This is a genomic window from Flavobacterium sp. IC2-16 (genome assembly GCF_055521455.1).
Genome location: NZ_CM145480.1, coordinates 1,712,115 through 1,724,747, shown reverse-complemented (window position 1 = coordinate 1,724,747; position 12,633 = coordinate 1,712,115). Strand labels below are relative to the sequence as shown.

The following is a 12,633-nucleotide window of genomic DNA, read 5'->3' as shown; positions in this document are numbered from 1 at the left end:
GCCAAGGTCCGCAACGCAAACGCTTTGGCCCGCATGACTGCAAAAAGCTGCCTAGCAAAAGGATTACAATTATCTTTTTCATATTTATTAAATTATTTCTGAAAACTGCATTGCTTTCAATTGTTCCAAATAATCTCTTTGATTTGACAACCTAGGTATTTTATGCTGACCACCTAACTTATCTTGCTCTTTCAACCAATCGTAAAATAAATTTTCACGAGCCACATTCAAAACCAAGCGATTCAGTGTCATACTATTGTATCGTTTAGCTTCATAATCCGAATTTAAAGACTGTAAACACTCGTCTAATGTAACGGTAAATTGCTCAACATTTTCAGGAGCATTACGAAATTCAATCATCCATTCATGTGCCCCTTTCTCTTTTCCATCCATAAAAATTGGCGCAACAGTATAATCGATAACCTCAGCACCCGTTAACTGACATGCTTTAGCAATAGCCATATCGGTATTTTCCACCATCAATTCTTCACCAAAAACATTAATATGATGTTTCGTTCTACCCGTTATTCGAATACGATACGGATTAACAGATGTAAATCGAACCGTATCTCCAATCAAATAACGCCACAGCCCAGAATTAGTTGTAATAACCACTGCATAATTTTTATTTAGCTCTACTTCAGATAAGCGTATTACCCTCTGGTTTAAAGTTCCAAAAGTATCCATCGGAATAAATTCATAGAAAATACCATAATCCAGCATTAACAATAAATCACTGGAATTGTTCAAATCCTGAATTGCAAAGAATCCTTCGGAAGCATTGTAAATTTCATAAAATTTAAAATCCGATTTAGGCAACAACTTTTTGTACTGCTCTCGATAAGGCTCAAAAGCAACTCCTCCATGAAAATACACCTCAAGATTCGGCCAAATTTCCAACAGATTTTCTTTGCCGGTTTCTTCCAATATTTTATTTAGTAAAACCAGCATCCAAGAAGGAACACCTGCAAAACTCGTAACATTTTCATTTTTTGTTTCCTGAATAATTGCTTTTAATTTGGTTTCCCATTCGCTCATTAACGAAACTTTATTGCTCGGCGTACTACTAAACTCAGCCCAAAAAGGCATATTTCCAATTAGTATCGCAGACAAATCCCCAAAAAACGTATTATTATCTTCATACAGCTGCTTACTTCCGCCCAAACGCAGGCTTTTTCCGGTAAACAATTCCGACTCTTCATTGTTATTCAAATACAAACACAGTAAATCTTTACTCGCCTTATAATGACAATCCTCTAGGGCTTCATTACTCACCGGAATAAATTTACTCTTTGCGTTGGTGGTTCCGCTCGATTTTGCAAACCATTTAATTGGAGAATTCCAAAACACATTTTGTTCCCCTTTTCGTGTCATTTCTATCAAAGGTTCAATCTCTTCATATGTAGAAACCGGAACGCGTTCAGAAAAAGTTTTATAACTTTTAATAGAAGAAAACTCATGCTTCTTCCCAATAACAGTATTTTGTGCGGTACGAAGCAATGTAAACAACAACTCTTCCTGAACCTCATTCGGATACTTTAAAAAAAGTTCCATCTGATGAATTCTTTTCTTCAGTATCCAAGAAGCAATTGAATTTATAATGGTTAGCGGCATTTGTAATAATTATGAATTATGAATTGTAAATTATACCTTTACAACATTACCAAATATAGCAAAAATTAACATCCAATTTACTCAAAAATGACTTACGAAGGCGTGTTGACAAAAATGGAAACAGAGTTCGCTGAACCTATTCAGTACTATCTGGTTTTCGAAAATAGTTTTTTAAACATGAATCAGTTGTTAAACAAAGAACTTGACATTCGTTTTCAAGGCTATCAGTGTTTAAATTGTGGTAAAAAGAAGAAAATATTTCGTCAAGGATTTTGCTACGATTGTTTTATGTCGAGCCCGGCAGTTGGCGATTGGATAATGAAACCCGAGCTTTCTACGGCTCATCTTGACATTGAAGACAGAGATCTGGAATATGAAAAACGAGTTCAATTGCAACCGCATATTGTGTACCTAGCACTTTCCAGCGAAGTAAAAGTAGGTGTTACTCGTAAAACACAAGTTCCAACACGATGGATTGACCAAGGAGCTATAGAAGCTATTCCTATTGTTGAAGTTCCCAACCGTTACTTGGCTGGAATTACTGAAGTTGCTTTAAAAAATCATTTCGCAGACAAAACCAATTGGCAAAAAATGCTGAAAAATGAAATCCCAAACACGGATTTAATTTCTGAAAGAAGCAAACTCAAAGAATTACTCCCACTAGAAGTTCAATCGTATTTCGATTCTACTCCAGAAAAATTATACCATTTAAACTATCCCGTACTGGAAAATCCTAAAAAAGTAAACAGTTTAAATTTAGACAAAAGCCCTGAATACAAAGGAAAGCTAACCGGAATTAAAGGACAGTATCTAATTTTTGCAGACGGCACTGTTTTCAATATTCGAACGTTCGAAGGCTATGTTGTAAAAATAAGTTTATCATAACATAAAAAAAGCCCCAAACATGGGGCTTTTTTTTTATGGTGTTTCTTGTTTAGGTTCTTCTTTTTTCTTTTTACCAAACAAATCTTTAATAGCGCTCGTTGCCGTATTTTTGATATTGTCTTTTACTTTAGGAACGGTAGTTTTAGTTGTGTCCTTAGGTGCAGCTGCATCTGTAGTTGTACTATTATCTTTAGTACCGCCACCAAAAAGATTTCCTAATGCCGTTGTTCCTTGGTTCATCAACTTATCTTTTTGATATTGAATAAGCTGATTGGTCACATTGGTAACCGCCTGTTTCATATCTGTTGAAATTTTCGGACTCTTAAAATTACCCGTCATTGTTGCATTTACAGGCACATTATCTAATTTTCCTTGCTCAGCAGGAGTTAATTTTGCTAACAACTTGCTTACTTCAGGACCTAAATATTTTGCAGGAACATCAAATTTTAAGTCATAATTCATGGATTGATCAAAACCATGTGTACCGCCAACAGTAACTTTAACATCTTGGTATTTCAAATCGATTGGTTTCAAATTAACCTTACCATTACTAAACGACAATGCCGCTTTTACATCGTTCAAGTTTAATTTACTTACATCGATAAACTTCACATTAGAAGACAATGATGATAGTAATTGCGAGTTTTGTGAATTCACTTTTGTACTTAACAATTGCCCTAGTAAATCACCAGAAACTGTTTTTAAATCGGGTGTCATTTCAATCGCATCTAAATTACCCGACAAATTAATGGTCGAATTCAATTTACCTTCAATTACACCCGCAATCGGCGCGATTGATTTCAACATATCCAACTGTGTAAACGATTTAGCAATATCAACTTTATCCAACCCTAAATTCATTTTAAATGTTGGTGTTTTTCCTTTGGTCGACACAACTCCGTTTAAGCCAATAAATCCATCGAAAATACTCGTTTTAACATTCTGCAAAGTAACCGCCTCATCTTTGATAATCATTTTACCTGAAACCTCTTTTAACGTCAAGTTATCATACACAACCGTATTAGCTTTTGCTGTAATGGCACAATCTAAAAACGCAGGGATTTTAACAGCTTCTTTTTTTGCAGCACTTCCAGAAGAAGGTGCCGTTGGTGTCATAAAATCGCTAACTAAAAGCTGATTGGAATTCATATTGAAATTTCCTTTTAAAATTTGATTTTTAAAAACAAATCCGTAGAAATTATCCAAACTTCCGTTAACACTCAAATCGGATTTACCTGTTTTAAGATCAAGCTGATTTAAACGAATTTGATTTGGGTTGAAAGCCACAACAGCTTGCGAAATTTGAACCGGTTTGGCCATTTCTGGACCTGTATAATTAAATCCAGTTAACGTAATGTTACCAGAGTTCTGAATGTTTTGATACTGACTGGTTTCAACCGATTTCATGTCGAACTTCGTAACTACATCGGCTTTTAAAATTCCTGATAACGGCTTGTCTAACTTAACCGGATAAGCTTTAGTTACATTCGCTAAATTAACTACACCTTTCAACTCGGCATTAACTAATGCATTTTCAGCTATATTACGAATGTTTGCTTTAGCATTAAACACATCTTGATCGATGCGGAATGACAATTTATCCAAATTAACATAGGTATCGTTCATCAAACCGGTTTCATTAATAATCTTAGTATCTATTATGATATTTTGAACCGATTTTGGCAAATCAGGATATTGAAACGAAGCATTATTAGACGCAATCTCAACATTGAATTTCGGAATTGTAGTATCGGTCAATTCGCCATTTACCTTACCATCAACTGTAAACTCACCCGTAGTTTTTACACCTTTCAAATTTCCAGCATAGGCTTCTGGAATTAAACCCAAAAAGTTTTTAAAATCGGAAGTTGGTGTTTTAAATTTCAAGTCGTACACCTGACCCTTTTCTACCATTTGAATAAACCCAGAAAACTCTAAAGGCAGCTGATTAATTAGTGCTTTATTGTCTTTAAACTCATATTTTTGATTTTTCAAATCAATTCCTAAAATAGCATCAAGACTTAAGGCTACATTCTTCATGTAGTTAACTTTGTCCATATCTAAAGACAGATTAGCCGTGGTTTTGGTATTTAAATCCAGTTTTTCCTGAGCAAAATTCCCAGTTCCTTCATGGTTTAAATTAGCAATAACCATTTTAATTTTCGATTTTTCATCGATATAGCTGAAACGTAAATTTTCTACCGAATATTTTTGAATATTCATGGCAAAAGGTTTGCTATCTGATTTTTCTTCAGGCTTATTGTCTTTTAAAGCAATATCAAAATTACCAAGACCATCTTTATTGAAAATGATATTAACCACACCGTCTTTAGATGAAAATCCTTCAATATTCATAGCTTCACCTTCGCCTTTGAACAATTCTTTTACAGACATTTTCAAATTTACTTCTCCAGCGTACAAAAGTGTATCACCTTCAAAAGGTGCTTTGTTGATAATACTTAACTTATCAATTGTCACACTGGCATTGGGGAAATTTTTAAACAAACTTAAAGCAACGTCATCAAATGCCACTTTAGCATCTACGTTTTCATTAATGGTTTTAGCCACCAACTCTTTAATTTTATCTTTAAATAAAAATGGCGCTGCGGCCAAAGCTATTATAACAACCAATAACGTAATACCGGTTATTTTTAAAATTTTCTTCAACATAATTATTGTGAATTTATCTTACGAAATTACTACAAAAATTAAACCAACTTACTTAATGAAAACATAAATAAGTTGGTTTGACAAAAAAATAATATGGATAGACTATTGGATATTCAACTCAAAAGGCATAACTACCTGATTTCCTTTGCGTTGATTTACTTTTCTGATTTGATCTAAAATTTGATAATTTTCTTCGCCTAATTGTTCTTTCAACAAAGTTTCTCTGGATTGAAACATTGAAATTCCCGTAAAGCTACTAAACAAATCTTCGAAGGTTTTTTCGTATTCTGGGTAATTTTTAAATTTATAATCTTTAATTTTTGCTAATGTTGCCGCGTGCTGAATTGCTGCATCCATCCCACCAATTTTATCAACTAACCCTATTTTAATTGCATCGGCTCCTGTCCAAACTCTACCTTGCGCAATAGCGTCTACTTGTGCAGTGGTCATTTTTCTGCCATCAGCAACTCGTTTCAAGAAAGTGTTATAAATATGTTCGATACTTTCGGTAACATAACCTTTAAAATTATCATCTATCGGCTCAAAAACACTATACCCAGATGCATTGGCATGAGTTTTAACTTGTTCAGCATTAATTCCCCATTTTGTTGCCAGCGGTGTAATATTTGGCAACATGCCAAACACACCTATAGAACCTGTGATTGTATTTTGTTCAGCAAAAATGGTGTTGGCATTACATGAAATATAATACCCTCCTGAAGCCGCTAAATTACCCATAGATACTACAACAGGTTTTACTTTTTTAGTCAATTCGATTTCTCTCCAAATCAATTCTGACGTTAAGGCACTTCCACCCGGAGAATCAACTCTAAGCACGATTGCTTTTACACTTTCATCGTTTCGAGCATCTTCTAAGGAACGTCGCATTGAACCTTCACCTATATAGTCTACATCACCTTCACCCGATTTAATTTCACCCTGTGCATAAATGATAGCGATTTTATCTTTTTTACCAAAATCAACACTTGAAGTTGCCACATTTTTAGCATAATCCAGAATACTCACTTTATTGTATTCTTCATTTTTATCAACTTTCAACGCTTTACGAATCCCGTTATGGTATTCATCTTCGTAACCAATCTTATCGATTAAATGTTTTTGAAACGCTAATTCTGGAGTACGAGCACCTAATGAATTTGCAATAGAATTCAAACTATCTACTGGAATTTTTCTGCTTACTGAAATATCATTTACAACAGTATTCCAAATCGAATTAAGCAACACCGACATCTGTTCGCGATTCGCTGGGCTCATTTCGTTTTCTAAAAAAGGTTCAACAGCACTTTTGTATTTTCCATGACGAATCACTTCCATTTTCACTCCCGCTTTTTCTTGAAAATCTTTAAAAAATAAAATTTCAGCAGATAATCCTTTAAAATCAAGTTCTCCAACAGGATTTAAATAAATGGTGTCGGCCACAGAATTTAAATAATATTCCTTTTGCGAAAACGCATTAGCATAAGCCACAACAAATTTTCCGGTTTTTTTGAACTCCTCTAATTTTCTTCGGATTGCCTTGCTTTGTGCCAAACCAATAACCGATTCGTCATTTAAAATTGAAATTCCTTTGATATTATCATCGGTTTTCGCGGCTTCCAAAGCATTTAACACATCTGAAACTCCGTTATGTTTTGAATCGAAATATTCGAAATCGGTAAATTTAAATTGCCCTCCATAGTCATGAGTTACGTCTTTTAGATCCAATTCTAAAACCGAATTATTCTCAATTCGCACTTTATCCCCATCACCCCCAAAAAGAGCTCCGATAAAAAGCATTCCAAAAAAGAACAGCATACAAAAAACAAACAATCCGACAACTGTTGCCAATACATTTCCTAAAAATCTCATTGTAATTTATTTTAAGCAATAAGTAGCTAAAATGTTAAAATTGTTACAGCTTAAAAATCAAATAAGTTATTAACAGTGACTAAAAAAGCAAGCATTTCTAAATTAGTTTTAGTTATTTTGCCTTATGCTCAGCCAGAATAAGATTGTAGTATCAATAGGAAGTAATCAAGGAAATCGTTTGGAGAATATTCAAGCGGCTATTGCATTGATTCACAAAACTATTGGCACCGTAATAAAAACATCAAAGCTATACGAAACACCATCATGGGGTTTTGAAAGTGATGCTTTTTACAACTGTGCTGTCTTGGTACATTCGTCATTTTCTGCAGAAAAGATATTACACAAAATGCTTGAAGCCGAGCAAAAACTGGGAAGAATACGAAATAATGCCGAAGGCTATCAAGCGCGAATTATTGACCTTGATATTATTTCATTTAATGAAGAAATAATTGAGACCGAATCGCTTTGCATTCCGCACCCACAAATGCAAAATCGTTTATTTGTTTTACTTCCGATGGCGGATTTGAAAACAGATTGGAAACATCCAAAATTCAACAAAACACTACCCGAATTAATTACTACCTCACCAGACGATAGTGATTGCAAAATAGTGTCCGATTTACCATCACCAATTGAAAGCATCAATTTACGCCCGTATAACTACATCGCTATAGAAGGTAATATTGGCGCTGGAAAAACAACGCTATCTAGTAAGATTGCCGAGGATTTTAATGCTAAACTAGTTTTAGAACGCTTTGCCGACAATCCTTTTTTGCCAAAATTTTATAAAGATCAAAATCGGTATGCATTTCCATTAGAAATGTCGTTTTTGGCCGATCGTTATCAACAATTATCAGATGATCTAGCGCAATTTGACTTGTTTAAAGATTTTATTGTTGCGGATTACCACATATTCAAATCGTTAATTTTTGCAAAAGTCACACTTGCAGAAGACGAATATCGATTGTATAAAACCATGTTCGATATTATCCACAAAGAAATGCCTAAACCAGACATTTACGTGTATTTGTATCAAAACACCGAACGATTACTCACTAATATTCGCAAAAGAGGCCGATCGTACGAACAGGAAATCCCAGCCGAATATTTAGAGAAAATCAATAAAGGTTATTTGGATTACATCAAAACACAAACCGATTTAAATGTGGTAATTGTTGATGTTTCTGAAATGGATTTTGTTAACAATCAAGAAGATTATATAAAAATCCTTGAAGCACTACATTCAAAATAAGCTATCGAAGTTACAGCTTTGTTAGTTTTTGGAACAAATCCCAAACCACAATTCCAGCACTAACTGAAATATTCAATGAATGCTTGGTTCCCAATTGCGGGATTTCGATCACACCATCACATTCATGAATAGCATTTTGTGATACGCCTTTCACTTCGTTTCCAAAAACCAAAGCATACTTTTTATCTTTTTCTAACGAAAAATCATTCAACATAACTGAATTTTCAACCTGTTCAATGGCATACACCGCAACCGTATCCTGCTTAAGTTTTTGAATAACTTCTAGAACATCTTTAGCATATTCCCACGAAACGGTTTCAGTAGCACCTAATGCTGTTTTATGAATTTCTTTGTTTGGTGGCACTGCAGTAATTCCACACAAATAAATTTTTTCAACTAAAAAAGCATCAGAGGTACGAAAAACAGAACCTATGTTGTGCAAACTCCTAATATCGTCTAACACTATAATTATAGGCGTTTTATCGGCCTGTTTAAATTCTTCAACATTTTTACGTTCCAGTTCGCTATTGGCTAGTTTTCTCATATCTGTGCATTAAAAAAGCCCTCAAAAATAATCATTTTGAAGGCTTTCTATAGAATTTCAGCAAAAATTAGCTTTTTACTTCTTGTATTTTATTTACATCTTCTTTAACAGCCGGAGCTTTTACCTCACCTTTGATAGTAAGTACTTTTGGTGTATCAGAAACATTAGTTGTTAAAGTTACATTTTTAGAGAAACCTCCAACACGGTGTGTATCGTATTTTACTTTAATAACCGCTTTTGCTCCAGGTGCAATTGGCTCTTTTGGAGCTTCAGGCACTGTACAACCACATGATCCTTGAGCGTTTTTAATAATTAACGGTTGATTTCCGTTGTTAACCAAGACAAATTCTCTTTGTCCGTTAGCATCTTGATCGATAACGCCATAATCAATCACTTCGTTTTCAAAAACCATTCCTGGTCCTTCAACAGTTGGCATTGCAGCCTTAACTTCTTTTGCAGCTTTTTTAGCCTTTTTAGCTTTTCTGCTTTTTCTTAATTCTGATTTCGCTTTCGATTCAGTTGTTGCTTCTTGAGCATTTGCCGCGATTCCAAAAACAAAGAATGCAGCCAATAGTACTATTTTTTTCATAATAAGGTGTTTTAGTGTTTTTTTGAAAAACAAATCTATCAAAAAAAACTAATCAAATAGCATACCAAATTGACTTTTAACATTATAAACTTCATGTATATTTGCAAATAAACCGTAATTAGAATGTCTGCTAAAGAAAAAACACCCAAAGAGACCCCTTTAATGAAACAATACAACGAGATAAAAAGCAAATATCCCGATGCGTGTTTATTATTTCGAGTAGGTGATTTTTATGAAACTTTCGGAGAAGACGCCGTAAGAGCTTCAGGCATTTTAGGCATTACTTTAACCAAAAGAGGTGCTGGTTCTGATTCTGAAACGGCATTGGCTGGTTTCCCACATCATTCTTTAAACACTTATTTGCCTAAGCTGGTTAAAGCTGGGCTTCGAGTAGCCATTTGCGATCAATTGGAAGACCCAAAAATGACGAAAACGATTGTGAAAAGAGGTGTAACCGAATTAGTAACTCCTGGCGTTGCATTGAACGACGAAGTTTTACATTCTAAATCAAACAACTTTTTAGCATCTATTCATTTTGGTAAAAAAAATATAGGCATTTCATTTTTAGATGTTTCAACTGGAGAATTTCTTACGGCTCAAGGAAACGCAGAGTACTTAGATAAATTGCTTCAAAATTTCAATCCGAGTGAAGTTTTAGTTCAAAAGCATTTTAAAAACCAATTTAAAGAAAGCTTTGGGGAAGAATTCCACACTTTTTATTTAGAAGATTGGATTTATAAAGAAGATTATGCTTTTGAAAGTCTAACCAACCATTTCCAAACAAACTCACTAAAGGGATTTGGCATTGAAGAATTACAGGAAGGCATTATCGCTTCGGGCGCTATCTTGTATTATCTTTCCGAAACACAGCACAACAAAATTCAGCACATCACAAACATTCATCGCATTGCAGAAGATGCGTATGTATGGATGGACAAATTTACCATTCGAAATTTAGAACTTTACCACAGTTACAATCCAAATGCCGTTACACTATTAGATGTAATAGACCGTACGCTTTCGCCAATGGGAGGGCGATTGTTAAAAAGATGGCTCGCATTACCTTTAAAAGACGCTGCAAAAATTCAAGGTCGCCATGAAGTAGTTGACTATTTTAAAGCCAATCAAGAAGTATTACAGCAAATGCAGTATCAAATCAAACAAATTTCCGACTTGGAACGTTTGATTTCAAAAATTGCAACCGGAAAAGTTAGTCCAAGAGAAATGGTTTATCTATGTAATTCGTTAGATGCAATAATTCCGATGAAAATTGCCGCCTTAGAAAGCACTAACGATGCACTAAAAACCATTGGAGACAATTTACACGCGTGTGATTTATTACGAGAAAAGATAAAAACCACTTTAAATCCTGATGCGCCAGTTGCCATTAACAAAGGAAATGCAATAGCAAAAGGAATACACCCAGAATTAGACGAACTCCGAAATATAGCTTTTTCAGGCAAGGAATACTTAGAAGCATTGGAAATTCGTGAAAGTGAAAAAACAGGTATTCCATCATTAAAAGTTTCATTTAATAACGTATTTGGCTACTATATTGAAGTTCGAAACACCCACAAAGACAAAGTACCATCCGAATGGATTCGAAAACAAACTTTAGTAAGTGCCGAACGCTATATCACTGAAGAACTAAAAGAATATGAAACCAAAATTCTAGGCGCTGAAGAGAAAATTCACAAATTAGAAACCGAATTATTCGAACAATTGGTGCAATGGACTGCCACATATATCAAACCGGTACAATTAAACGCAAATCTAATTGCGCAACTTGACTGTTTGTGCTCTTTCACCCAATTAGCTATCGAAAACAATTACGTACGACCAGAAATAGATGAAAGTTTTGAATTAGACATCAAAAATGGTCGTCACCCTGTTATCGAAAAACAGTTACCTGTTGGAGTACCTTATATCTCCAATGATGTTTTTTTAGATAATGAAACACAACAAATCATAATGATAACCGGACCTAACATGTCGGGTAAATCGGCTATTTTACGCCAAACTGCATTAATTGTCTTGTTATCACAAATGGGAAGTTTTGTCCCTGCTGAAAATGTACGCATGGGAATAGTGGATAAAATTTTTACGCGCGTTGGTGCCAGTGATAACATTTCCATGGGCGAATCGACCTTCATGGTAGAAATGAATGAAACCGCCTCTATCTTGAACAACATTTCGAACAGAAGTTTAGTTTTATTAGACGAAATTGGTCGTGGAACCTCTACATACGATGGCATCTCTATTGCCTGGTCTATTGCAGAATACCTACACGAACATCCCAACAAACCCAAAACCCTTTTTGCTACACATTACCATGAACTCAATGAAATGGAAACTACATTTGAGCGTATTCAAAATTTCAATGTTTCGGTAAAAGAATTAAAAGACAACGTGCTTTTCATTCGAAAATTAGTAAAAGGAGGAAGTGCTCACAGTTTTGGTATTCATGTCGCTAAAATGGCCGGAATGCCTCAAACTGTAATCAGCAAAGCACAAAAAATCTTAAAAAAACTAGAAAAAGACCATTCCAGTGAGGCGCTTTCCGGAGTTAAGTCTGAAAAAGATGAATTGCAATTAAGTTTTTTCAATTTAGATGATCCACTTTTGGAAGAAATCAAAGAAGAAATAGTAAATTTAGACATCAACACCCTTACTCCAGTTGAGGCTTTGATGAAATTGAATGAAATAAAACGCATGTTAGGTAAAAAATAATTAATTTTAAATCGTTATATTTCAATGAAATAACTTTTTTTAATTATTTTTTTCAGCATAAAGTCTTGCAAAATTAAATTTATATATTACATTTGCACTCGCAATACGAAAGTAGTGCAGTTCTTTTGACAAATTGATAATGCGAAAATAGCTCAGTTGGTAGAGCGCAACCTTGCCAAGGTTGAGGTCGCGGGTTCGAACCCCGTTTTTCGCTCAATTCCAAATATAATGCTCGAGTGGTGGAATTGGTAGACACGCTGGACTTAAAATCCAGTGGACATTATGTCCGTGCGGGTTCAAGTCCCGCCTTGAGTACAAAAGCCTTAAACAAATTGTTTAAGGCTTTTTTCATTTTAATACTTTTCTTACCTCGTTTGTTATATTTGTAAACAATTTATTTTGTTTTGTTAAATTACACTTAATCGTTTATTTGTGTATTTTATCGATTTCTTAATGATTATATAATATAAGGTGTACCTT

The 12,633-nt window shown here is 34.5% G+C and carries 8 protein-coding genes and 2 tRNA genes; 5 read left to right on the top strand and 5 right to left on the bottom strand.

The genetic code is table 11. The annotated features are described in order from the left end of the window. Positions 1 to 87: 87 nt before the first annotated feature. Positions 88 to 1,614 (bottom strand): GH3 auxin-responsive promoter family protein, encoded by a 1,527-nt coding sequence (locus ACZ1JT_RS07770; RefSeq protein ID WP_465093272.1) that lies wholly within the window; start codon positions 1,612 to 1,614, stop codon positions 88 to 90. A gap of 87 nt (positions 1,615 to 1,701) precedes the next feature. Between ACZ1JT_RS07770 and ACZ1JT_RS07765 the strand changes: the two genes are divergently transcribed. Continuing rightward, positions 1,702 to 2,499: a DUF2797 domain-containing protein gene (locus ACZ1JT_RS07765; protein WP_465093271.1), complete on the top strand. Its 798-nt coding sequence runs from the start codon at positions 1,702 to 1,704 to the stop codon at positions 2,497 to 2,499. A gap of 33 nt (positions 2,500 to 2,532) precedes the next feature. Here ACZ1JT_RS07765 and ACZ1JT_RS07760 read toward each other — a convergent pair whose 3' ends face one another. After that, positions 2,533 to 5,169, bottom strand: coding sequence for an AsmA family protein (locus ACZ1JT_RS07760; protein WP_465093270.1), 2,637 nt, complete (start codon positions 5,167 to 5,169; stop codon positions 2,533 to 2,535). Positions 5,170 to 5,271: 102 nt separating this feature from the next. After that, on the bottom strand, positions 5,272 to 7,038 hold the full coding sequence (sppA, locus tag ACZ1JT_RS07755) for a signal peptide peptidase SppA (RefSeq protein WP_465093269.1): 1,767 nt from the start codon (positions 7,036 to 7,038) through the stop codon (positions 5,272 to 5,274). Positions 7,039 to 7,162: 124 nt separating this feature from the next. On the opposite strand from sppA, the gene folK reads away from it, so the two are divergent. Next, a complete protein-coding gene (folK, locus tag ACZ1JT_RS07750; RefSeq protein WP_465093268.1) occupies positions 7,163 to 8,290 on the top strand; it encodes a 2-amino-4-hydroxy-6-hydroxymethyldihydropteridine diphosphokinase in 1,128 nt (375 codons plus the stop codon). Between the two features lie 10 nt (positions 8,291 to 8,300). On the opposite strand, the gene ACZ1JT_RS07745 is transcribed toward folK, so the two are convergent. After that, a complete protein-coding gene (locus ACZ1JT_RS07745; protein ID WP_465093267.1) occupies positions 8,301 to 8,834 on the bottom strand; it encodes an RNA methyltransferase in 534 nt (177 codons plus the stop codon). Between the two features lie 67 nt (positions 8,835 to 8,901). Next, positions 8,902 to 9,423 (bottom strand): DUF1573 domain-containing protein, encoded by a 522-nt coding sequence (locus ACZ1JT_RS07740; RefSeq protein WP_465093266.1) that lies wholly within the window; start codon positions 9,421 to 9,423, stop codon positions 8,902 to 8,904. Positions 9,424 to 9,546: 123 nt separating this feature from the next. On the opposite strand from ACZ1JT_RS07740, the gene mutS reads away from it, so the two are divergent. From mutS to ACZ1JT_RS07725, 3 genes are all read left to right on the top strand, one after another. Continuing rightward, positions 9,547 to 12,153, top strand: coding sequence for a DNA mismatch repair protein MutS (gene mutS / locus ACZ1JT_RS07735; protein WP_465093265.1), 2,607 nt, complete (start codon positions 9,547 to 9,549; stop codon positions 12,151 to 12,153). A 141-nt stretch (positions 12,154 to 12,294) separates the two neighbouring features. Then, positions 12,295 to 12,367, top strand: a tRNA-Gly gene (locus ACZ1JT_RS07730). A 16-nt stretch (positions 12,368 to 12,383) separates the two neighbouring features. Then, positions 12,384 to 12,468, top strand: a tRNA-Leu gene (locus tag ACZ1JT_RS07725). Positions 12,469 to 12,633 lie beyond the last annotated feature (165 nt).

Excerpts from the sequence above, each read along its gene's own strand:
- ACZ1JT_RS07770 (WP_465093272.1), bottom strand. The coding sequence starts at position 1,614 with ATGCCGCTAACCATTATAAATTCAATTGCTTCTTGGATACTGAAGAAA.
- ACZ1JT_RS07765 (WP_465093271.1), top strand. The coding sequence starts at position 1,702 with ATGACTTACGAAGGCGTGTTGACAAAAATGGAAACAGAGTTCGCTGAA.
- ACZ1JT_RS07760 (WP_465093270.1), bottom strand. The coding sequence starts at position 5,169 with ATGTTGAAGAAAATTTTAAAAATAACCGGTATTACGTTATTGGTTGTT.
- sppA (WP_465093269.1), bottom strand. The coding sequence starts at position 7,038 with ATGAGATTTTTAGGAAATGTATTGGCAACAGTTGTCGGATTGTTTGTT.
- folK (WP_465093268.1), top strand. The coding sequence starts at position 7,163 with ATGCTCAGCCAGAATAAGATTGTAGTATCAATAGGAAGTAATCAAGGA.
- ACZ1JT_RS07745 (WP_465093267.1), bottom strand. The coding sequence starts at position 8,834 with ATGAGAAAACTAGCCAATAGCGAACTGGAACGTAAAAATGTTGAAGAA.
- ACZ1JT_RS07740 (WP_465093266.1), bottom strand. The coding sequence starts at position 9,423 with ATGAAAAAAATAGTACTATTGGCTGCATTCTTTGTTTTTGGAATCGCG.
- mutS (WP_465093265.1), top strand. The coding sequence starts at position 9,547 with ATGTCTGCTAAAGAAAAAACACCCAAAGAGACCCCTTTAATGAAACAA.